Annotated in this window: 21 protein-coding genes; 4 read left to right on the top strand and 17 right to left on the bottom strand. The window is 70.3% G+C overall.

What is annotated here, in order from left to right; all coding sequences use genetic code 11:
* Positions 1 to 293: 293 nt before the first annotated feature.
* The 5 genes from infC to J2850_RS21420 form a co-directional block, all read right to left on the bottom strand.
* A complete protein-coding gene (infC, locus tag J2850_RS21440; RefSeq protein ID WP_211113991.1) occupies positions 294 to 872 on the bottom strand; it encodes a translation initiation factor IF-3 in 579 nt (192 codons plus the stop codon).
* A gap of 32 nt (positions 873 to 904) precedes the next feature.
* Entirely contained in the window at positions 905 to 2,869 is a 1,965-nt protein-coding gene (thrS, locus tag J2850_RS21435) for a threonine--tRNA ligase (RefSeq protein ID WP_209986017.1), read from the bottom strand.
* A 206-nt stretch (positions 2,870 to 3,075) separates the two neighbouring features.
* Complete coding sequence (locus tag J2850_RS21430; RefSeq protein ID WP_209986014.1) at positions 3,076 to 4,311, bottom strand: EAL domain-containing protein; 1,236 nt, start codon at positions 4,309 to 4,311, stop codon at positions 3,076 to 3,078.
* Between the two features lie 242 nt (positions 4,312 to 4,553).
* Positions 4,554 to 5,627 carry a quinone-dependent dihydroorotate dehydrogenase gene (locus J2850_RS21425; protein WP_209986012.1) on the bottom strand — a complete coding sequence of 358 codons (1,074 nt, stop codon included), beginning with the start codon at positions 5,625 to 5,627 and terminating at the stop codon, positions 4,554 to 4,556.
* Positions 5,624 to 5,998: a DUF952 domain-containing protein gene (locus J2850_RS21420; RefSeq protein ID WP_209986010.1), complete on the bottom strand. Its 375-nt coding sequence runs from the start codon at positions 5,996 to 5,998 to the stop codon at positions 5,624 to 5,626. The genes J2850_RS21425 and J2850_RS21420 overlap by 4 nt, the downstream gene beginning before the upstream one ends.
* Positions 5,999 to 6,312: 314 nt before the next feature.
* On the opposite strand from J2850_RS21420, the gene J2850_RS21415 reads away from it, so the two are divergent.
* Complete coding sequence (locus J2850_RS21415) at positions 6,313 to 6,531, top strand: hypothetical protein (RefSeq protein ID WP_209986007.1); 219 nt, start codon at positions 6,313 to 6,315, stop codon at positions 6,529 to 6,531.
* A 62-nt stretch (positions 6,532 to 6,593) separates the two neighbouring features.
* Here the strand turns inward: J2850_RS21415 and J2850_RS21410 are convergent, their stop codons facing one another.
* From J2850_RS21410 to J2850_RS21380, 7 genes are all read right to left on the bottom strand, one after another.
* Positions 6,594 to 6,884 carry a hypothetical protein gene (locus J2850_RS21410; RefSeq protein ID WP_209986005.1) on the bottom strand — a complete coding sequence of 97 codons (291 nt, stop codon included), beginning with the start codon at positions 6,882 to 6,884 and terminating at the stop codon, positions 6,594 to 6,596.
* Positions 6,885 to 6,908: 24 nt separating this feature from the next.
* The gene (gene terL, locus J2850_RS21405; RefSeq protein ID WP_209986003.1) at positions 6,909 to 8,519 is read right to left on the bottom strand and encodes a phage terminase large subunit; all 1,611 of its coding nucleotides are present in this window, start codon (positions 8,517 to 8,519) and stop codon (positions 6,909 to 6,911) included.
* Complete coding sequence (locus J2850_RS21400; RefSeq protein ID WP_246513313.1) at positions 8,516 to 10,558, bottom strand: glycosyl hydrolase family 28-related protein; 2,043 nt, start codon at positions 10,556 to 10,558, stop codon at positions 8,516 to 8,518. The genes terL and J2850_RS21400 overlap by 4 nt, the downstream gene beginning before the upstream one ends.
* 61 nt (positions 10,559 to 10,619) lie before the next feature.
* Entirely contained in the window at positions 10,620 to 11,447 is an 828-nt protein-coding gene (locus tag J2850_RS21395) for a hypothetical protein (RefSeq protein ID WP_209986001.1), read from the bottom strand.
* A complete protein-coding gene (locus J2850_RS21390) occupies positions 11,447 to 13,342 on the bottom strand; it encodes a phage tail protein (protein ID WP_209985999.1) in 1,896 nt (631 codons plus the stop codon). The genes J2850_RS21395 and J2850_RS21390 overlap by 1 nt, the downstream gene beginning before the upstream one ends.
* Entirely contained in the window at positions 13,342 to 13,911 is a 570-nt protein-coding gene (locus tag J2850_RS21385) for a phage connector family protein (RefSeq protein ID WP_209985997.1), read from the bottom strand. Before J2850_RS21385 ends, J2850_RS21390 begins: the two co-directional genes overlap by 1 nt.
* Positions 13,912 to 13,976: 65 nt before the next feature.
* On the bottom strand, positions 13,977 to 14,243 hold the full coding sequence (locus tag J2850_RS21380; protein WP_209985994.1) for a hypothetical protein: 267 nt from the start codon (positions 14,241 to 14,243) through the stop codon (positions 13,977 to 13,979).
* A 300-nt stretch (positions 14,244 to 14,543) separates the two neighbouring features.
* On the opposite strand from J2850_RS21380, the gene J2850_RS21375 reads away from it, so the two are divergent.
* Complete coding sequence (locus J2850_RS21375) at positions 14,544 to 14,759, top strand: hypothetical protein (RefSeq protein WP_209985991.1); 216 nt, start codon at positions 14,544 to 14,546, stop codon at positions 14,757 to 14,759.
* Positions 14,760 to 14,810: 51 nt separating this feature from the next.
* On the opposite strand, the gene J2850_RS21370 is transcribed toward J2850_RS21375, so the two are convergent.
* Positions 14,811 to 14,972: a hypothetical protein gene (locus J2850_RS21370; RefSeq protein ID WP_209985988.1), complete on the bottom strand. Its 162-nt coding sequence runs from the start codon at positions 14,970 to 14,972 to the stop codon at positions 14,811 to 14,813.
* Between the two features lie 83 nt (positions 14,973 to 15,055).
* On the opposite strand from J2850_RS21370, the gene J2850_RS21365 reads away from it, so the two are divergent.
* Positions 15,056 to 15,532 carry an HNH endonuclease gene (locus J2850_RS21365; RefSeq protein WP_209985985.1) on the top strand — a complete coding sequence of 159 codons (477 nt, stop codon included), beginning with the start codon at positions 15,056 to 15,058 and terminating at the stop codon, positions 15,530 to 15,532.
* Positions 15,533 to 15,615: 83 nt separating this feature from the next.
* Here J2850_RS21365 and J2850_RS21360 read toward each other — a convergent pair whose 3' ends face one another.
* A complete protein-coding gene (locus J2850_RS21360) occupies positions 15,616 to 16,071 on the bottom strand; it encodes a lysozyme (RefSeq protein ID WP_209985982.1) in 456 nt (151 codons plus the stop codon).
* A gap of 122 nt (positions 16,072 to 16,193) precedes the next feature.
* Here J2850_RS21360 and J2850_RS21355 point away from each other — a divergent pair, with 122 nt between their 5' ends.
* Complete coding sequence (locus J2850_RS21355; RefSeq protein WP_209985979.1) at positions 16,194 to 16,403, top strand: hypothetical protein; 210 nt, start codon at positions 16,194 to 16,196, stop codon at positions 16,401 to 16,403.
* Here J2850_RS21355 and J2850_RS21350 read toward each other — a convergent pair.
* The 3 genes from J2850_RS21350 to J2850_RS21340 are packed head-to-tail and all read right to left on the bottom strand — an operon-like array spanning position 16,400 to position 21,593.
* On the bottom strand, positions 16,400 to 18,196 hold the full coding sequence (locus tag J2850_RS21350) for a hypothetical protein (protein ID WP_209985976.1): 1,797 nt from the start codon (positions 18,194 to 18,196) through the stop codon (positions 16,400 to 16,402). The two genes, J2850_RS21355 and J2850_RS21350, sit on opposite strands and share 4 nt — an antisense overlap.
* Positions 18,193 to 20,025, bottom strand: coding sequence for a lytic transglycosylase domain-containing protein (locus tag J2850_RS21345; protein ID WP_209985973.1), 1,833 nt, complete (start codon positions 20,023 to 20,025; stop codon positions 18,193 to 18,195). The genes J2850_RS21350 and J2850_RS21345 overlap by 4 nt, the downstream gene beginning before the upstream one ends.
* The gene (locus tag J2850_RS21340) at positions 20,025 to 21,593 is read right to left on the bottom strand and encodes a tail fiber domain-containing protein (RefSeq protein ID WP_209985971.1); all 1,569 of its coding nucleotides are present in this window, start codon (positions 21,591 to 21,593) and stop codon (positions 20,025 to 20,027) included. Before J2850_RS21340 ends, J2850_RS21345 begins: the two co-directional genes overlap by 1 nt.

The following is a 21,593-nucleotide window of genomic DNA, read 5'->3' as shown; positions in this document are numbered from 1 at the left end:
CAACTCGCCGCTTCCGTTGCCGTCGCCATCCCAACCTCCCTGCGGTAGGATGAAGCCTTCAACAAGCGGACCGCAAATCGATCCCGGCTGTAGTATTAGATCGGATCGCATAAAATCGGGATCGATTTGACGCGTGAATCCGATTGCCAAACATAAAGCTGGAGCTTCGTGCGTTTCACATTAAACGCACGAAGCTCCAGCCGGCCGGCGCCGCGGCCAAGGCCCCGGAACGCGAAAAGGCCCGTCCGGAACCAACCGGGCGGGCCTTTTCGCAACGGGAACCGGAGACCGCGTCAGCGCGGAGCCAGCACCATGACCATCTGGCGGCCTTCGAGCTTCGGCATCTGCTCGACCTTCGCCAACTCGTCCAGCTCGTCGCGCACGCGGACCAGGACATTCATGCCCAGATCCTGGTGCGCCATCTCGCGTCCGCGGAAGCGCATGGTCACCTTGACCTTGTCGCCCTCCTCCAGGAAGCGGCGCGCCGAGCGCATCTTCACCTCGTAGTCGTTGTCATCGATGTTCGGCCGGAGCTTGATCTCCTTGACCTCGATGATCTTCTGCTTCTTGCGGGCCTCGTTGGCCTTCTTCTGCGCCTCGTACTTGAACCTGCCATAGTCGAGGATCTTGCAGACAGGAGGCTCCGCCTGGGGAGCGACCTCGACCAGATCGAGACCGGCGTCCTCGGCAGCCAGCAAAGCATCACGCAACGACACGACGCCGATCATCTCGCCGTCGGCACCAACGAGACGAACGGAACGAGCCGAGATCTCCCGGTTCACCCGCGGGCCATCGCGGGTCGGGGCGGCTTCGGACGGAATCCTGGCTATGGACGCTTCTCCATGGTCTGAAACCGCGCGGACACCGGCCATCCAGAGGACAGCCGGCGGCATCGCACGGTCGGTTAAAACGGCGAGTCGGTCACGAGATCGCCGGCGGGCGACTTCGCTTCCTCGACCAGTTTAGCCAGCGCGGCGTCAAGGGCAAGGATTTCCTGATCCTTGCCGCCGAGCACGCGAAGCGCGACGGTGCGCTCCTCGGCTTCCCGCTTTCCGACCACCAGCATCAGCGGCACCTTCCGCAGGCTGTGCTCGCGGACCTTCAGGTTGATCTTCTCGTTGCGGGTGTCGAGCTCGACGCGCAGGCCCTTACGTTTCAACAGCTTGGCCACCTCTTCGGCATAGCCGTCGGCCTCGCTGGTGATGGTGGCGACGGCGACCTGCACCGGGGCCAGCCACAGCGGGAACTTGCCGGCGTAATGCTCGATCAGCATGCCGATGAAGCGTTCGATCGACCCGAGGATCGCCCGGTGCAGCATGATCGGCCGGTGGCGGGCGCCGTCCTCGCCGATGTAGCTGGCGTCGAGTCGCTCCGGCAGGTTGGGATCGTACTGCAGCGTGCCGCACTGCCAGGTGCGGCCGATGGCGTCGGTCAGGTGGAACTCCACCTTCGGGCCGTAGAAGGCGCCCTCGCCCGGCAGTTCCTCATACTCCAGCCCGGCGTCGCGCAACGCCTGGGCCAGCGCCCCTTCGGCCCGGTCCCACAGCTCGTCGGCGCCGGTGCGGACGTCGGGACGCAGCGCCAGCTTCACCGAGATCTTGTCGAAGCCCAGGTCCTTGTAGACGCCGAGCTGCAGCTTGAAATACTCGGCCGCCTCGCTCTGCACCTGGTCCTCGGTGCAGAAGATGTGGGCGTCGTCCTGGGTGAAGGCGCGCACGCGCATGATGCCGTGCAGCGCGCCCGACGGCTCGTTGCGGTGGCAGGCGCCGAACTCGGCCATGCGGATCGGCAGGTCGCGGTAGGAGCGCAGGCCGTTGCGGAAGATCTGGACATGGCCAGGGCAGTTCATCGGCTTGATGCCCAGCATCTTCTCGCCGCCGTCGGCCTCCACCTTGAACATGTTGTCGCCATACATGTCCCAGTGGCCCGACGCCTTGAACAGCGAGCTGTCGATCAACTGCGGCGTCTTCACCTCGACATAGTCGGCGGCCTTCAGCTTGGTGCGGATGTAGGTTTCCAGCGTCCGGTAGAGCGTCCAGCCCTTGGGATGCCAGAAGACCGAGCCGACCGCCTCCTCCTGGATGTGGAACAGGTCCAGTTCCTTGCCCAGCTTGCGGTGGTCGCGCTTCTCCGCCTCCTCGAGCTGGTGCAGGTAGGCCTTCAGCTCCTTCTCGTCGCGCCAGGCGGTGCCGTAGATGCGCTGGAGCATCGGGTTGCGGCTGTCGCCGCGCCAGTAGGCGCCGGCCACCTTCGTCAGCTTGAAGCCCTGCCCGACCTTGCCGGTCGTCGGCGCGTGCGGGCCGCGGCAGAGGTCGAGCCAGTCGCCCTGGCGGTAGACCGACACCGGCTCGCCCTGCGGGATGGCGGCGATCAGTTCGGCCTTGTAATGCTCGCCGAGCTTCTTGAAGTAGGCGACCGCCTCGTCGCGGTCCCAGACCTCGCGCACGATCGGGATGTCGGCCCCGACGATCTCGCGCATCTTCGCCTCGATCTTCTCCAGATCCTCGGGCGTGAACGGCTCGTCGCGCGCGAAGTCGTAGTAGAAGCCGGTGGCGATCGACGGGCCGATCGTGACCTGCGTGCCGGGATAGAGCTTCTGCACCGCGTCGGCCAGCACATGGGCGGCATCGTGGCGGATGACCTCGAGGGCGTCGGCGTGATTGCGCGTGACGATCTCGATCTTGGCGTTGGTGGTGACGGTGGTGGTGAGGTCCTTCACCGTGCCGTCGATCTTGACGGCAAGCGCATCTTTGGCAAGGCGCGAGCCGATGGACTGGGCGATCTCAAGCCCCGTCACCGGCCGGTCGAACTCCCGCACACTGCCGTCGGGCAGCGTGATGGCGATGTTGGACGTCACCGAAGTCACCATTTGATAGTATGTTGCGTATCGCCCGGATTTCGCCGGGAACGCGAAACTTCCAATGCGGACCGGGCGATGTCAAGCGTGGCGGCGGGCGCGGCAAGCTGGCGGCCCTTATCGGCCTCTGGGTGATCGGCCTCCAGGGGATCGGCCGGCCCTTGATCCGGCTGTGACGGCCCCGGCCGGCACGGTTTTCAGCTCTGCCCGGCCTGCGATCACCCCGGCTTGCGGCTCGGCCGCGGTTCGCCGAACAGGTAGCCCTGGCCAAAGTCGAAGCCGATGTCGAGAACCTCGACAAGCTGGCCTTCCGTCTCGATCTTCTCGACGATCAGGTCGACGCCCTCGGTGGCACAGCGCCGGCGCAGGTCCTGGATGCGCGGCGCGTTGGCCGGGTCGAGCACCAGGGCACGGTCGAGCTTGACGAAGCGGAACTCGTGGCGCAGCAGCCGCTGCAGGTCGAGGTCCAGATCGCTCACCTGGTCCATCGAGAAGCGGAACCCCAGCCGCGCGAGCTGCGACAGGATGCCCATGGTCACCGCCCCGCCGGCCTGCAGGTCGTGCTGGCTCAGCTCGAAGACCAGCTTGGGCACCAGCGCTTGGTTCTGGCCCATCATGGTCAGGAAATGACGCATGAACTCGGCGTCCGCCAGCGTCGCGGCGGAGATGTTGGAAAAGAAGCCGATGGCATGCTGGCGCCGCTCGGTCTCGCGGATCAACTGGATGCAGCGCACCAGCAGCAGGTTGTCGATGGTGGCGATCAGGCCCTCGCGCTCGGCGATCTCCAGGTAGCGGTCGGGCATGATCTGCTGGCCGTCGACCGACCGCACGCGCGAGTACACCTCGTAGAAGCGGTGCTTGCGCTGGGGCAGGCTGACGATGGGCTGGAGGTAGACGTCGATGCGGTCGGCCCTCAGCGCGTCGCGGACCGCCTCCAGCACCGCGGCGTCGTCCATCGGGCCGGCCAGCGGCGGTTCCGCCGCCATCGGCTCCGGCCCGTCCGGCGGCGGGGCGGGGGTGCGCAGCGTGAGGACGGCGTCCCCGCTGCCGCCCGCCGGCTGCCGGCTGCTGCCGGAGGCCGGCGGGCGCGGGGTCCTGCGCTCGGTGAGGCGGGCGACCAGCGATTGCAGCAGCCTCACCTCCTGCATCACCGCGTCATAGCGGTCGCCGCCGCTGGCCGGCGCCGCGGCGTCGGCCGCGACGCGCTGCTCGAGCAGGCGGGCGAGTTCCTCCACCCGGTCATGCAGGCGGGCGGCGCGGCGGGCGGCGCGGCGCTCGCGCTCCAGCCGGGTCACCACGTCGTGGGCCAGCGCGCCGCCCAGCACCACCAGGGCACCCGCCAGCCAGGACACCAGCGGGTCGGCCTCCGGGCGGAGCGCCCACAGCGCGGCCCCCGCCGAGATGCCGGCGATCAGGTACGCGAGCGCATAGACGGCATGGGTCAGGACGGTCATCGGGCGGGCCGGGAGGAAGCGGACGGATCGGGGGTGAGGCTGGCGGCAAGAGCCGTCACGGATGCGGAGCCTTTGCGGACGGGCGTTTCACGGACCGTCCAGGCCGCCCCTTCACTGTCGGGGCGCCGGCTTGACGATCCGTTAATGCTGCGTCCGCAGCGGCCGCCTCCCGTGCCCGCCCCTCCCATGCCCGCCCCGCCCGTACCCGCCCCGCCCCTACCCGCCGGGTCCGGCTCCGCGGTTCAGCGGTGATCCGCCCCCACCGCCTCCGCGACCGACCCGTAGCCGTCACGGCGCAGCAGCTCGGCCAACTCGCTGCGGATGCGGTGCACCAGCGCCGGGCCGCCATAGACCATGGCGGAATAGAACTGCACGAGCGAGGCGCCGGCCCGGATCTTGGCGTAGGCGTCCGCGCCGGACCCCACCCCCCCGACGCCGACGATCGGCAGCCGGCCGCCGGTCAGCGCGTAGATCTCCCGCAGGACCGTGGTCGAGGACTCGAACAGCGGCCGGCCCGACAGGCCGCCGGCTTCGCCGCGCAGGTCCGCCGGGATGACGTCGGGCCGGGCGATGGTGGTGTTGGACACGATCAGCCCGTCGATGCCGGACTCCAGCGCCACCGCGGCGATGTCGCCCTTGTCCTCCACCGTCAGGTCGGGGGCGATCTTCAGCAGCAGCGGCGGGTTTCGCCGCAGCCCGCAGGCGGCCCGCGCCTCCAGCACCCGCTCCAGCAGGGCGCGCAGCGGGTCGCGTCCCTGCAGCGCCCGAAGCCCCGGCGTGTTGGGCGAGGAAACGTTGACGACCAGGTAATCGGCCAGCGGCGCCAGCCGGCGCACGCCGATCACGTAGTCGTCGGCGGCATCCACGGTGTCCTTGTTCTTGCCCAGGTTGGCGCCGACGATCCCGGAGGCGCGCCGCCCCGCGTCGCGGCGCTGCTCCAGCCGCCGGGCGAAAGCCTCCAGCCCCTCGTTGTTGAAGCCCATCCGGTTGATGACCGCCCGCTGCTCCACCAGCCGGAACAGGCGGGGGCGCGGGTTGCCGGGCTGCGGCCTCGGCGTGACGCTGCCGGGCTCGACGAAGCCGAAGCCCAGCTTCAGCATGGCGTCCACCACCTCGGCGTTCTTGTCGAAGCCGGCGGCGAGCCCGACCGGGTTGGCGAAGTCGAGCCCCCAGACCCTGGTGCGCAGGGCCGGCTCGTCGGTGCCGCGCGGTGCCGGGACCAGCCCGGCCTTCAGCGCCTTGATGGTCAGGCCATGCGCCGTCTCGGGGTCGAACCGGAACATCATCGGTCCGACGACGGGGTAGAGATCGATCACGGAACGAGGTCCTGGAGGGTGAAGGGGAAGCCGGCCGGGAAGAGGTGGCGTCCGTCCGGCCCCAGCGGCAGCGGATCGGTGCGCAGCACGGCGTCGGCCGGCAGCGGGCCGTAGAGATGCGGGAAAAGCTGGCCGCCGCGCGACGGCTCCCAGCGCAGGGCGGCGCCCAGCCGGTCGGCGTCGACGGTCAGCAGGACCAGGCCGTCCTGTCCGGCCCGATGCTTCGCCGCACTCTCCACCACCTGTCCCGGCGTCGAGAAATGGATGAAGCCGTCCTTCGCATCCTGCGACGAGCCGGGATAGCTGCCGGCCGCGCGGGCGGCGTCCCACTCGTCCGCGCGGCACATGTGATGGATGATGCGGTCGGTCATGATGGCCGGACACTATCCCAACCGGCCAGCGCCGGCCAGACGCTTCGCCGCCGCAGCGGCGCGATGGCGATGCGGCGCCGACTGCCCGGCCGCGACTCCCCGTTTGCAAGGCGTCCCGCGCCGCGCGTCGCAATTTGCGAAAGAGCCGGGGGAATTCAGCGGCATTTTGCATGCGTCTCGCCGTCGGCGAACTGCCTCTCGCTGCCGAACCTATGGTTTGCCCGGCGCGGCGGCCGCCGCCGCCCTGCCCGGCCCGGCCCGCGCGAACTGGCACCGCTTTTGCTTTTCCTTCTTCAGCCAACGGAGGAACCGCCATGAATGCGATTTCCATGAGCCTGATGAAGACGACCCAGCCGGCCGATCCGGCCCTGTCCACCAAGGTCACCGCGATGGGCAGCCTGTGCGAACCGGGACAGACCGCCGTCCCGCTGAAGCCCAGCGCCACCATGCTGGCGGCCGGGGCGCGGGCCGGCGGCGTTTCGGTCGAGATCGCCTGGAAGATCTACCAGGCGATGATCCACCACACCGACTGAGCCGGGACCGGAACCGGGGCGTCCCGGCGGCGGTCCCCTGGCCGCAGGCCCTATGCCGGCCCCTAGCGCCGCCCTGGATCGCCGAAGGGGATGAAGCCGGAATCGAGCTTGGTCTCTATCCGCAGCAGATGGTCGGTCAGGCGCTGCTCGACGTCCCTCAGCGTCGCGACGGAGACATAGGTCTTCGCGACCTCCAGCTTGTAGGCGGCGAGGTTCTCGCGCAGCGCGGCGAAGGCGGATTCGGCGTCCTTGCGGGCGCGGACGATCAGCCAGAACAGGGCGGTCATCGCCGGAAGTTCGACGGCGGTGATCCACCAGGCGAGGTCGAGGCCGCCTTGCAGGGTTTCGTGCATCGGTGTCTCCCATAGGGGTGAGGGTCAGAGCTGCCAGTCCGCCGACGCCAGCACCGGCCCGGTGCCGCGCCAGTCGGCGCGACGGTCGGGAAGCGGGATGGACCGGTCGAAGCGGTGCGGTTCGGCGGCGAGACAGCCGGCGACGGCGTCCAGCCCGTCATCCGGCCCGCGGTAGCGGCCGTCGGGGCGCCAGTCGCGCATTTCGCGGACCAGTGGCGTCTCCCAGACCAGCCGGTGGGCCAGCAGGCGGCGGTCGGCCAGCAGCGCATCGAACGCCTCCAGGATCCGCACGGCCTTCGGGGTCCGGCTGGACCGTTCGATCACGCCCGCGGCCAGCCGGTCACGGCGCAGCCGCTCGCGCAGCAGGCCGGGAAGGAAGCGGCCGAGGCCGTTGATCTCCACATGGATCGCCGGAAGGTGGTTGTCGGCGAGGAAACGGGCGACCTGCCGGCATTGCTGGTCGGCCTCGGTCTCCGCGGCCCTGGGATCCACGGCCAGATACAGGACGCGGTGCAGGTAGAAACGGCCGTCGTCGCCGCCGAAGACCGCGGCCACCACGCTGCCGTCCCCGGCCCGGCCGGCGCCCTCCCCGTCGGCCGCCGGCCGGGCGAAGGCGGGGTCCCACCAGCAGCTCGCCGACACCAGCCGCACCCCGTCGAGACTCAGCGCCGCGCGGCCCAGCGCCTCCCGGTATTCCAGCTCCGCCTCATAGCGGCCGAGCCGGCCGACGTCGAGGACGCCGTCCGCCACATTCACCGGACGCAGCAGCATCTGGCTGGTGAACTTGTTGGGACCGGTGGCGCGGCGGATGCGGGCGACGTGGGCCTCGCCGAACCGCTCCTTCCAGGTATAGCTGCGGCGGCCGGCGGCATCCTCGGTGTAGACCGGCAGCACCAGCCGGTCGAAGCCGGCCAGAAAGGGCGGCGCCTCGCCGCCGGTCTCCTCGGCGTAGAGGCTGTCCTGGGCATGCGGGGTGCCGACATAGAGCTGCGCCCCGCCCGGCACCAGCACATAGTCCAGTTCCGACAGCCGGTCGCGCAGCGCCGCGCGCTTGGCCGCGGTGTCAGCGTTGCGCGGCACCTCGACATCGTCGCAGATCACCACGTCGGCCCGGCTTCCGGTGATGTTGCCGCCGATCCCCGCCGCCGCCATCGACGGGTCGCGCAGCTCCATCGGCCGGACGACGGTGAACTGGTCGGCCGCCCACTGGTCGCGGTCCCGGGCCGCGGGCTTGAGATGCCGGGTGGCGGGATGGCGTTCCAGGATGCGCTTGACGTTGCGCACCATCTTCTTGGCCAGCCTCATGTCGGCTGCCAGCACCAGCAGCCGCCGGTTGGGATCGACCAGCAGCAGCCAGGCCGCGAACAGGCCGACCAGCGTCGACTTGCCGGAGCCGCGGAACGCCATCAGCAGCATCCGGCGGCCGGGGCCGGCCATGCGCTCCTCCAGCCAGCGCGCCATGCGCGCATGATGGGAGGGGGTCCTCAGCTCCACCATCCCGTTCCAGGCCCGGACGAAGTCGCCGAACCCCGCGGGCAAATCCTCACCTGCATCCTCCGCTGCGTCCTCTGCTGCGTCCTCTGCCGCGTCCTCCACCTCATCCCGCTCCGGATGCCCGCCCGCACCCCCCGTCATGGGTTGCGCCCGAGGATGTGCCAGCCGGCACCGTTGGACATGGCGGTGACGGCATGGCCCTGGCCGGTCAGCGGGATCTCCTCGCTGTCCGGCCCGCCGCCGCCCTGCTGGGTGACCAGCACGCGGTTGGCGCTGCCGTCGGTCTTCTTGACGGAGACGGTGCGTCCGACCGCATGGGGTGCCGCCGGGTCGGGCAGCCGCACCTCCACCGCGCCGCTCCAGGCGCTGACCAGGTACAGCGCCTGGCTCAGGTCCGGCTCGAACAGGCCGGCGCCCTCGTGGTAGCGGGCATTGCCGGGCAGGCGGTTGCCGGCGACGATCCACCAGCCGCCGCCGTTCGACACGACCGTGACGAAGTCGTGGCGGTTGCCGAGCGCGATGCGGCGCCCGTCCGGTCCCGGCCCGCCGGTTTCCGCCAGCGTCATCGGGTTGGCCGAGGCGTCGGTGCGCTTGATGGTCACCGCATGGCCGTTGGCCTCCGCCGCCGCCGGCAGGCGGAGGTCCACCGGCCCGCCATAGGCGCTGACGAGATAGACCGAGCTGGCGAGATCCAGCGCCACCACCCCGCCCGTCGCCGGCTCGACGAACTCGGTGTCGTAGCGCAGCGCCTCCACCACCAGTTCGGCGATCCGGCTGCGCTGCAGGCGGTTCTTTTCCGGATAGCCGGCGTTCACCGCCGTGTACCGCCCGCCGGAGCGGTCGAGGATCGCCGGCCCGGCCGAGGCGGAGAACAGGTTGATGACCGCCGTCTCGGCCGAGCCGGCGTCCAGTTGCAGGTTCGGCAGGCTGCCCAGCGACTCGGCGTAGAAGTTGACGATCAGCGTCTTGTCGGTGACCGCCCCGACGCGGAAGCAGGCTTCGGCCTCCGGCCACAGGTTGGCCTCGCAGTCGAGGAAGGCGTTGTTGTACCGGCCCTGCTCGACGAAGAAGCCGCTGCCGGCCATCGGCGCCGACAGCGAATAGACCCGCACCCCGTGGAACCGGTTGGCGTTCGGCGTGTCGCCGGCACCGCTGCGGGTCAGCCACACGCCGTGCTTCGCCGGCTTGGCCACCAGCACGCGGGTGACGGTGTTCCAGTAGCAGGGCTTGGCCGGATCGGCATGGCCGTCGAGCAGCAGGCCGACCTCGGGCTCCCACAGGGTCAGGTCGGTCAGCGCGTTCTGTACGCAAGGCCCGTCCCGGCCGAACAGCCGCACCCCCGTCCGGCCGAGTTCGAGCCGCAGCGCCGACAGCGAGGCGTAGCCGTCCGGCAGATGGACGAGGTCGAAGGCGGTGGAGGCGCCGCGGATCACCGAACTCTGCCCCGCACCATAAAGCGTCCGGCCGTGCCCGAGCGTCAGCGTGTTGGTGATGCGGTAGGTGCCCGGCGGCACGAACACGGCGCGCGCGGCGCTCAGCGCCGTCTGGAGGGCCAGCGTGTCGTCGACCAGCCCGTCGCCGACGGCACCGAAATCCTTGACCGAGGCGACGTCCGACAGCTTCTCGCGCACCCGGCGCGCGGTGGCGCCGGGGCCCGGCGGGATGTAGGTCGCCAGCGCCTCCTCGTCCACCGGCGCGCGGATCGTCGGGTTGCCGGCGCCGTCGAAGGCCAGCAGCTTGCCCTGGCGCAGGCTGCGCTCCGGCAGCAGGGGCGAGGCCGGAAGGTCGCTGTCGGCGAACCGCAGCATCAGCTCCTGGTCGCCGGCCACCTGCTGGAGCGCCGCGGTCAGCCGGTCCAGCTCGCCGTTGAGGGCCGAGGCCGGCAGCGGTCCGCTCTCGCCGAAATCGCTGGTGCGCTCGATCGCCACGCGGCGGCGCAGCAGGACGACCGTGCCTGCGGCCGGCGGCTCGGTGAAGGTGACCGAGCCGCCGGCGGTCGCGCCGGCCCCGGTGACGGCATAGCCGGTTCTCTGCGGGGCGGCGCCGAGGAAGACCTGGAGATCGTCGGCGGTGAAGATCGGGAACGGGTAGGTGAAGACCCGCTGCGCACCGTCGGCGAGATACTGCACGCGCGGCGTGCCGCGCGGGATGAGGAGCGACGTGGACATCGACGTGGACATCGGTGGGTCTCCGCGGGGAAAGGGCGTGCGGATGCCCTCTGCCGTCCCGGCAGAAAGGACGTCAGAAGAACTTGCTGAGATATTCCAGGCGCTGCCGGTCGGCGAGCTGCGACAGCTCCAGGAGATTGCGGCGCCTGGTTTCGTCCAGCCCCTGCTGGATCGCCCCGCGCTTGAGCTGCTCGGTGGCGTGGGCGTCCTTGCGCTCGGTCTCGCTGGCATTGGTCAGGCCGAGCAGGATCGCCTCGCCCGAACCGTCCTGCGCCGACAGGCCGCGCGCGCCGAGGCCGGCCCGCGTCCTGCCGACCGCCTGGCGCAGGGCGGTCAGGCGGCGCTGCTCGGCGGCGTCCGCCGCGGCGGTGAGTTCGGCCAGTTGCGACTGGGCATCGGCCGCCTGCCGGCCGTAGGCCTGGTCCTGGCTGGCCCGCAGTTGGGACAGGGTCTGGTCCTGCCCGGCGCGGAAATTGTCCATTTCCTTCGCCCTGGCCGCCGCCGCCGCGGCCGTCGCGGCCTCCTCCGACCGGCGCCGGGCCTCCTCCTCCTGCCGGCGCAGCTCGGCATCGTGCGCCCACTGGCGCGCTTCGGCCTCGGCCGCCAGTTGCGCCTGCTGCTGGCGGGCAGCCGTCTCCTCGCGGTACTTCTGCTCCAGCGCCGCCTGGGCCGCCTGGGCGGCGGCGGCATCCTGCTGGCGCTTGTACTCCAGTTCGGCCGCGGCCTGCTGGGCGGCGGCCTGTTGTGCAGCCGCCTGCTGGGCCTGGGCGGCGGCCTGGCTGGCCGCCTGGCCCGCCGCCTGCGACGAGGCGCCGGACTGGCCGCCGGCGTTGCGCGCGGTGCCGATGACCGAGTTCGCCAGCGGCAGCGCGGTGCTCACAAGGGGAGTGATTCCACCCATCAGTCGTTCACCTTCAATTCCATGGTTACGGACAGCAGCGTGAAAGGCAGCGGCGCATCCTGCTCGATGCGCCACAGCGGGACGTCGGTGTCGTGCCGCCAGCCGAGCGCCCGCAGCCGGCGGTCTCCCGACACCCGGAGGGGCACCCCGTCGGCGGGCTGCGGACCCAGCCGGTGGAGCGGCAGCTCCTGAAGCCCGCGCCCCAGATCGACGCGCAGGGCCGCGGTGTCCTCCAGCCGGAAGGTGACCGCGACCAGCCGCATCAGGTCGGCGCCCGCCGCCTGCCCCAGCAGGTTGGGGGGCAGCGGCTCGATGCGGTGTGTGAAGGGCAACCCGATCTCCACCTTGCGGGCCGGCGGATCCAGCGTGACGCTGCCGGCCTGCACGACGGCGGGCTCGCGCACCGCCCCGTCGGCGACGGCCACGACCCGCCGCCCCTCCAGATGATCCAGGCCGCCCCAGACGGCGGCCGGCTCGGCCCGTGCCGCGGCCACCGCGGCGTCGAGGTTGAGGCCGTCGTCGAAGCGCTCGACGGTCCAGGCGCCGTCGCGGCCGACCAGCAGGTAGACCTCGTCGCCCACCGCGGCGACCGAACGCACGGCCCCGTCGGTCTCCAGCCGGGTCCAGGCGGTGACGTCCTCCGCCCGGTAGGCGGTCAGCGCCCCCAGCGAGCCGTCCTCCATCGCCACCAGCAGCAGCCGGCGGCCCTGGTCGTAGTCCTGGTCGCGCGGGTTCGCCACCAGATGGCGGGCCAGCAGCGCCAGGTCGTTGGCCTGGTAGGCCGCCTCGGTGTCGGTGTAGAGGAACTCGCGGATTTCCCGCCGGTTGCGCGGCACGAACAGGGTGGCGCCCTCGACGTCCCGCGGCGGGATGGCGCGGTCGAGCGGCGAGCCGATCCGCGTCTGCCGGTTGACCTGGATGCTCTGCGGCGTCAGCGGGTCGCCGCTCACCATGTATTCGGCGCCCGAGGTGAAGACCTGCAGGTGCCGGCCGGAGAAGACGGCGCGGATCGCGTTGACCTGGTCGGACAGGATGCCGAACTCGATCGCCTGGTCGTCCAGCCCCTCGCCCAGGTCGAAGTTCCAGATCTGGGCGGAACGCGACAGCCACAGCCGGTTGGGAAGATCCCGCGACCCGCCGATCACCAGCCGGTCCTGGTGGAAGGCCGCCGACACCGGCCAGCCGCGCAAGGGCGAGAAGGCCTGCTCCTCCCAATCGGTGGTGGCCTGGATATCGGCCAGCGTCTCCTTCGTCGTGGCGGTGATCCGGGTGGGTGAGACCACGCCGGTCACCACGAGCTGCCGGCCCTTGATGCGGATCCGGGTTCCGTCCTGGCGCTGGTCGAACACCGGGGCCGACGCGGTGACGGTGACCACCCCGGCGGTGCCGGACGGCGTCAGCGTGACGCCCGGATCGGCGAAGCGGTGGAAGGGCAGCCGCAGCAGCTCGCCGTCGGCGGCATAGCTCCACTCCGCCAGCGTCCAGGCGCCGTCCTCCGCCCGCGTCAGTTTGCGCGGCGGGATGTCGGGGTGGCAGACCAGCAGCGTGTCGGCGCTCTGCGTCCAGGTGATCTGGTCGAGCTGGGCCGGCGACCAGGGCGTGGCGACGGACGCCAGCCTGGCCCCGCCCTGGAACACGTCGATCCAGCCGCCGGTGAAGACAAGCAGATAGGTCTGCTCGCTGTTGCGTTCGAACGCCACCAGCCGCCCGTCGCCGCGGGCCAGGGCGGTGAAGGCGAATCCGCTGCGCCGCGTCACCCCGCCGGTCGGGTCGATGAACAGGTTGCGCAGGACCAGCGCGCCGTTGTCGTACGCCTTGAGGTCGCCGCGCCCCAGCAGCCGGCGCGACACCTCGCCGGCGGTGAAGTTGGTCTTGACCTGATGAAGCCGTCCCATCAGGCCCTCGCGTCGATCAGGGTGAAGTCCTCGAAGCCCGGCTGGCTGTCCTGCTGGGCGTCGATCTGGCGGGCGCGGCGGAACTCGCCCTCCGCGAGCTGGACCAGCAGGTCCGCCCGCGTCGAGCTTTCGGTCAGCGGGATGCAGAACTCGGCGGCGAGCCGCGCGATCAGCGCCTGGTCGAAGAAGGCTGGGAAATCCTCCTCCGCCGGGCGGCCGACGTAGGACAGGGTGACGGCGGTGGCGTCGCACAGCAGCGTCCGCCCGACGATGCGATAGGACAGGCCGCGTCCCCGCCCGCCGGCGCCCGCCCCCAGCGCCCGCAGGAAATCCGCCGGGAGCTGGAAGGCGCTGGCGAAATCGGCGGCGGGCGCCTCGACCAGCCTCGGCAGCGTCGTCTGGACGGTGGCGAAGCTCCAGGCGTTGGCCGACAGGAGCGCGTCGCGGGTCGGGCCGTAGAGGGCGGCGGCAACCTCCGCTTCGGCGGACCCGTCGGCGAAGGAGGCGATGGCGGTGGCGCCGAGCTTGATCAGCGCACGGCCGCACAGGCCGATGGCGGTCAGGGCCATGGGCGTGTCTCCGGATGCTGGACGGGAGGGGGCGGAAAGCGCCGCCGGGCGGCGCTCCGGGCGGGTCAGCCGCCGGGGGTGCCGAGCGGCGTCAGCGCGGCGATGCCGACGACGCCGCCGGCATTGGCCGCCACGACCAGCAGCCCGGCGACCGGCGGGCCGCCGGCGGCGCAGTTGGCCAGCAGCATGTCGCCGGTCCGCAGCAGGTCGGACGCGCCGTTGAAATAGCCGGCGGCATCGACGTCGTCCGCCGCATCGGCGGTGGTGTAGTGCCAGAGCGTGAAGCCGTTGGCGTAGGCGAGCACGCTCAGATCCTTGGACGCATAGGCCATGGATGGGGACCTCCGGAATTTTTTCGGGGAAGGGGAATGGCGCGGCGGCGGGAGACGCGGTGCCGCCGTCAGCTCTCCAGGCAGCGCAGCGTCACCACGCCGGTGCCGTCGATCAGCACCGCGCCCTGGCTCATCATGTTGTTGACATTGCAGGCTGATTAGGGAAATCAGCTACTTGCCACTGCATAAAAGCCGCCACACGGCATTAACAGGTGGCAGCGGAGCGGGCGGCGGCATCTCGCGCTTGACCAGCCCCGGTCTCTGGCGCTCTCCTGAGGTGAGAACGTAACGGGAACAACGATGCGACCCGACAGCCTCGAAAATCTCCACGACGGCGCCCGGCTCTACGCCTTCTGCGACCCCTGCGGCCGGTCGGTGACGCTGGATGTCCCGGACCTGATCGAGCGGCTCGGCGGGGGCTTCCCGGTGACCGCCTTGCGCGGCCGGCTGACCTGCAAGGAGTGCGGCCGGCGGGGCATTTTCCGGCGGTCCGGCGGGGGCGCCTCGACGTATTGAGGGCCGGGCGCCGGTATGGTGACCGACGCCCACGCGCCCCTCACTGCCCGATCACTGCCCGATCAGCACCGGCAGCATCTGCTGTGCCGCGTCGATCAGCGAGGCATCCCCCACGAGGTAAGCCCCGACCAGGCCGACGGCGGCGACGATGCCCATGACGAGCTTGCGGCGGCCGGCGAGCTGGCCGCCCTTCAGGATATCGGTGACGGTCATGATCTAACCCTCCTTCTTTGCAAAACAGCGTGAGTAGCGCAAGTAATCGTGCTACAATTCTTCCTCACTGCAATGAGGAAGCAATGTTGGAGCGCAGCAGGTTGCTTGCTTTCATTGGTAACGTGTCAATCACCAGCAAAGAGGCTTGCTGGGAATGGCGCGGGCACAAGTCGCGCCCTGATGGGTACGGCGTGTTTCGAAGTGACGGCAAGAAGTGCTATTCTCACCGCCTGTCATACGAATTGTTTGTCGGAAGCATTCCGGACGGCATGTTCGTGCTTCATGCCTGCGACAATCCCGGATGTGTCAACCCCGCCCACCTCTTCATCGGAACCGCGGCGGACAACGCCACCGACAAGACCCTGAAAGGGCGAGCCCGCGGTGCCCATAGCGGGTCTGCGCACCACAACGCCACCCTTACCGAAGAGCAGGCGCTTGCGATCAAGAGGATGGTCTGCGGTGGTGTGAAGTCCTCTGAGGCTGCGGCAACTTTCGGCGTCAGCAGAAGCATCGTTAAGGACATCAAGAGCGGCAGGACGTGGCGTCACCTTCCGCCATAATGCACCGAAGGGCGCCTGCATCACGCAGGCTCCTTGCTCGACAGCGGTTCGGACTTTGGTGACGGCTAGGTTTGGGGCGCGGCCTAGCCGTTCCGGCCCAGGAACAGCGCCTTCTCCGCAGCCCGGCGGGCGACGAGGCCGGGGAGTTGCTTCTTCACCCCGCCGACGGTGGCGTTGACCCACCGGCCGAACTGCTCGCCGATGCTCTCCATCGACGCGCCGGCATTCAGCAGGCGGAGCAGCGTCGACCCGCCCAGGCTGCCGGGCCCCAGGTTGAAGACGAACGAGGCGAGCGCGCCGCGCTGGTTGTCGGTCAGCGGAACCGAGACCAGCCGGTCGACCGCGTCGGCGGCTTCGGCCATGTCGGCGGAGAGGAGCTCCTCGGCCTGCTGGCGGGTGATGCGCTGCCCGAGCTTCACGCCCTTGGTGTGGCCCCACCCGATGGTGGGCACGCCCGCGGGGCACAGGTAGGCGCCCAGGAACAGGCCTTCGAAATGCTTCACGAGGTCGAGGGCCGCGGGGGGAACGGGTCTGGTCATGTCGGGATCCTTCTGGCGCGTCGCGGCTGCGCGCGGACGCGGGGTGTCCGCGCTCATACCGATCCGCACCGGCCCGCCGGCGTGATACCTTGGGCAGGGCCGGAACAGTCGGGGAGGCGGTGGTGTCGGTGGGCGAGGTGGCGCAGTGCGCCGTGGCCGCGCTGGTCGGCTGCGCGGTGTGGGCTGGGATGGATGGCGTGGGGGCGAGCGACCGGGAGCGGACAATCGCTGCGGTCTTTCTCGGCATCGCCGCCTCGTGGGCGGCGACCTTCGTCTACATCTGGATCCGGTACGGCTGGAAAGCCGCCCGGTCCATGTCCATGACGCCTTAGCGCCTCGGCCCGCCCAGTAGCGCATCCTTTTCCCGGCCGAGCAGGATGGAGCCGAGCAGAGCCGGCGGCGGGGACAGGCCGGCAGCGGCTTGGTTCGTGAGCCACGCGCGGCCGGCCGGGCTGTTGTAGGCGGCCTGCACCGCGCGCGGCAGCACGGCAGCCCCAGCAGTGGCCGCCAGGGACAGCAGCGGGTCAGCCCCGCCAGCAACCGCCCCAACGCCGCCGCCTGTGAGGCCGCTCCCGGTCAGCATGTTGATCATCGCCGTGCGCTCGCTCGTGCCGCTCGATTGCAGCCGAGACGAGCCCAGGAAGTCGGCAATACGGGTGAGGTCGTTCAAGTCCCCTCGCCCCCGGCTGTAGCCGGATTTGTCATCCGCCTTCACCGCGCTCCGCAGCCCGGCGAACGGGATGTTTCCGGCCGATCGCTCGGCCTGCGTCCCCTGCCCCATGGCATTGTCGATCGCCAGCAGGTTCCGGTAGTCGCGCCGAGCCTGCCGCCAGCCGTCCGCTACCTCGGGCGGGCTGGAGCGGATCATGTTGTCGTTGACCTTGTCGGCCAGCTCATTCAGAGCCCGCTGAAGGTCTGGGTTGCTCGTGGAGCGCGCGCGCCGGCGGATGTCCGATACCACGTTCTGAAAGGCATCGCCCGGGATCTGAACGGACGCCCCCTGCGCCGCTTGCCCAGCGGGGACCACCGAACCGGGGGCCGGCGCCGGTCCAAGCGCCGCGCGCATCTGGTTCAGGTCATCCACGTAGCTCTGAAAAACGGGCGCGACGTCGGTCGGCAGGCGCCGGCCGTAGTCGGTGACCACCTTGTCGACATCCTGGAACAGCTTGTGGTCCACCTGCACCGTGGTCGCCGCCGCCAAGTCGTCGAACCGCTGGCCGAGCGCGCGGAAGGCGTCGTCCATCACGTCCGGCGCCGCCCGGTCCGCCTGCACGCCAGCCCTCGCCAACGCCGCCCGGTTGAAGGCCACGCGCTGGGCGTCGGCGATCTCCCGCTGCGGGCCGCTGGTCATGGGCAGGGTGCCGAAGACCGCCTCCATGGTCTGGAGGGGCTTCGAGCCGGTCATCTGGCCGGGCGTCAACTGGATGCCCTCGGCCTGCGCCGCCGCCGCCAGCCGGGCCTGTTCCGGGCCAAGCTGCGCGCGGACGGGGGATGCCAGTCGGCCGGCGCCCGCCATCGCCCCCGGCACCGCCATGGAGGCGAGCAGCCCGGTCAACGGACTGTCGGTCGCCTGCCCCACACCACCGCCGACGGCTCCGGCCGCCGCCTGAATGCCGGGCTGGGCGGCGAGTGCCGACGCCACCCGCTCCGTCAGCCCGCCGGCCTGTGCCGCGCGCGAGACGCCCGCCGCCGGGACCACGACCGACGCCGCATCGCCGACGCCCCGCCCTGCCCCATAGGCCAGCTTGTCGCCGGCCGTCTGAGGGCCTGACATCACGTCGGGGAAGGCGGTATTCAGCGGCGCGGAGAGGGTGCGGCCGAGCGCGTTCCAGCCAGCCTTCAGGCCGTTGGTGTAGAAGCCGGGGTCGGACGACGGCAGACCCAGCGCCCGCATGCCGGAGCCGACGGCATCCGGGATCGCGCCGATGGTCTCCAACACGCTGTCGGAGACGCCGCGCGCGCCGAACTCGGCCTTGCGGAGCGCCTCCTCGCCGAAGGAGCGGTCAGGGGCTGCAGGCTGGCCGCCTCCCATGAGGGTCTTGACGGTGCGGGACACCACCTCGTCCGACGTGCCGTCCGGGAACTCCAGAACGGTGCCGTCATGCAGTTCAGCGCGAACGGTCATGGGATCATGTTCCCCTGTGCATCAAACCGCAGGACCCGGCCGCCGCCCTGCTGGGCCGGCTGCGCTGTCTGCGGCAGCCCTTCCGTGTAATAGGTGCCGCTGCGCAGCGCCTGTGCCCGCCCCCTCTCGCGCTGCATCCTGGTCTGCGCGGCCTCGATGGCGCGCTTGAAGATCGCCTCTCGCTCGTCGGCGCTGAGTTGGATCGACCCCTGAAGGTCGAGAAGGATCTTGCGCTCGCCTTCGGTCGGAGCTGCGCCGAAGATTGCCTTCAACTGGCCCAACGCCTGGGTACCGACGATATTCTCCAGGTCAGTCGTCGCCTGCCCGCCCCACTCACCAGGAAGAAGGTTGCGGTCTAGCCATTGCTTCGTGGAGGCCGACGACCCCTGGAAGGCTTGACGGTTGATCTTCAGAGCTTCGTTCAGCGCACTGATCGCGCTGCCCGCCGCCTCCGCCGACTTATCGGCCTCCATGATCGCTTCCTTATCCTGCGGGGCAAGCTGACCCTGCCGGACGGGGGTGATCGCCGGGCCGCCTGGGGTGCCTCCGGCCGGGGCCGCTCCGCCGCGCATCGCCTGCGGGGTGACGAAGTCGAGCTGACCGTTCGGACCGGTCGCCGTCTTGCCGGCCGCCCAGGTCAACGCCTGCTCCTTCGTCAGCAGGCCGCTTTCCACCAGTTGGTTGAGCGCCTGACCCTCCACGGAGTTGCCGGAGAACATGGAGCCGCCGCCGAACGGGCGGGTTTCGCCGGTCGCGGTGTTCTTCTCCACGTCGACATGCTTCCCGTTCTTGTCGATGCCGCGGACCCACTGCCCGGCTGTCGGGGCCGCCGCCGCGGGGGCGGCATCCGTCATCGTGCCCGTGTTCGCCTGCGCCACCTGGAACGGGGACGCGCCGCCGCCCGTGATCTTGCCGAGATAGGCGCGGGTCTCCGCCGGAAGACGCGCCGGATCGGCGCCGCTCTTGATCCACATGTCGGCGTTCCCCGGCCCCCAGTTGTAGGCGACCAGCGCATGGTCGAGGTTGCCGTATTTGTCGAGCTGCTGTCTCAGGTACCGGGCGCCGCCCTCCAGGTTCTGGTCGGGATCGGCGGCGTTGACCCCGAGATCCCTGGCCGTGCCCGGCATGAGCTGGGTGTACCCAACGGCGCCTTTTGGCGACACGGCGCCGGGCCGGCCGCCGCTCTCCGCCTGCACCAACGCGCGGAAGGAGCCGGCGGGCAGGCCGTATTTCTCCTCCATCATGCCGATCTTCATGTCGAGGTCGGCCGGAAACTGCGCCGGGTCGGCGCCGGCCGAAGGGCCGGGCTGCACGGATGTCGTCGTTCCGCCAGTTCCGCCGCCGGCGGGGCTGATGCCGGGGAAGGAGAAGGCAGGAGGCGCCTGATAGATCGGCTTCCCGGTGGTGATGTCGACCACGCTGTCGCCGACGGTCCGGAAGCGGTCACCAGGATCCATCGGCTTCGGGAACAGGCTGGCCGCCGCAGCCTTGGCCCCGGCTTCCGGGAAGGCGCGCATGAACAGCGCCTTCTGGTCGTCAGGGGCCTGGCTCTGCCGGCCGGTGTCCCACGTGATGCCCGTGGTGGGGTCGAGCCCGCCCAAGAGCGCCGCCTGGGCGGACTTCTGGCCGGCTTCCTCGGCCTTCTTCTCCTTGCGCTCCTGATCGGCCTGCGCCAGCCGCTGCATGCCCAGCAGGGCCTGCACGCCGCCGCCCTGCAGACCCTGCCGCGCCGCGCCATAGTCCTGGAGCCCGGCGCCGAGCAGGGCGAGGGCTGCCGTCCACCCGCTGCCACCCAGCAGCGGCGGGTTGCTATAGGGGTCGATCGCCATCACGCGGCCTCCGTCGCCAGATCATAGTTGACCATCTTGATGCCCTCCGGCGTCTCGCTGACGGCGGCCGGCCGGACAGCCTCCACCTCGTCGGCCATGACGCCGATGTGGACCGGGCCGCCCCAGGCATAGCGGTAGGCGTAGACGGCCAGCCCGTTGTCGAGCGCGCCGACGCGGCGGATATCGGTCTTCACTCGGCGGTCCGAGAACAACGAGGCCGCCGCCAACGCGAGGCTTCCGACGGTTTGCATGGTCTGTGCCCCACCGCTCCCGCCGCCCGAGCTGGTCTGCGTGCTGGGGAGCGAGCCTCCCAGCGGGATCTGACGCACCTTCAGCATCTCCACCGGGTAGCCGATGCTGCGGAGGTACTGCTCGTACTGGCTGTCAAGCTGCTGCTGAGCGTTCGCCTGCTGCTGGCCGCCGGTCCCGAGCAGGGCGCCGGCCCGGTTCAGGTCGTAGTTCTGCTGGCCCAACAGCGCATTGTTGCGGGCCGTGGCGGATTGCGCCATCTGGCCGGCGGCGGACAGCTTGAGCTGCCCCTCCGACAGGTCCTTGGCCTGGTTCGCCTGCTCGGCGGAGAGGCGGAGCTGGCCGAGGCTGAGATCCTTGGACTGGTTCGCCCGATCGGCCGTCAGCCGGTTGGTGATGTCGCTCAGGGCCGCCTGCTGGGCGGTGGTGTAGCCGGTGTTGTAGAGATTGGCCGTGGTCTGGGCCAACGTGTCGCCATAGGCGCGGTTCGTCTCGGCCTGCGCGACACCCTGCCGGCTTCCGCCGTAGGCGCCCTGCGACATGGCCTGCGACCCGACGTTCTGCAGGGCGATCTGGTTCTGCCGGTTGATCGCCTGCGACGTGGTGTTGACCACATTCCCGATGTACGGGTTCATGTAGTCGTTGAGGTTGGTGTCCTTGAGCTGGCCGGCGGCGACGTCGCGAGCCGAGAAGGTCGTGCCGACATCGCGGGCCGAGAAGTTGTTCGCGAGGTTCGACGCCTCGTCCCACCCGAAGCCGTTCTGCAGGAAGTTCGCCCCATTGCCGGCGATCTGGCGCGTCAGGTCGAAGCCGGCCGTCTGGTCAGGTGTGAAGTCGGCGACGAGCTGCCGCGTGTCGTAGCCGCCCTGCCGGCCCTGCGCCTGGCCCGTCGTCTGCCAGTCCTTCAGGGCGTAATCGGCTGCCGACATAGGCGTGCCGCTGGTGCCGGACGTCCGGCCCTCGTTCTTGCCATAGTTGTCGTAATGCCACTGGGCATAGGCTTCCGGCGTGCTGAACTGCGGGCTCCCGGCGTACTTCGCCGCCTCGGCCGCGACGTCGGCGTTGTTCTTCAGGTAGGCGCCCGGGTCGAAGGTGCCGGCGCCCGCGTTGAAGTCGCTCAGGTACTTCTGATACCCCTGCGCGACGTCGGCGTTCTGCTTCAGGTAGTTGTCCGCGTTGAATGGCTTGCTGTAATCGTAGTAGCCGGGGTATGGCTGGCTGGCGATGTCGTTCGCGACATTCACGTTGCCCTTGATCGCCGCCAGGATCTCGGGTGGATAGGTATTCTGGACCGTCTGCTTGCCGCCGCCCTTGGACAT

This window comes from Azospirillum picis (assembly GCF_017876115.1).
GTDB classification, from domain to species: Bacteria; Pseudomonadota; Alphaproteobacteria; order Azospirillales; family Azospirillaceae; genus Azospirillum; species Azospirillum picis.
Note: the sequence above shows the minus strand (reverse complement) of the source record. Positions and strands in the feature narration are given on the sequence as shown.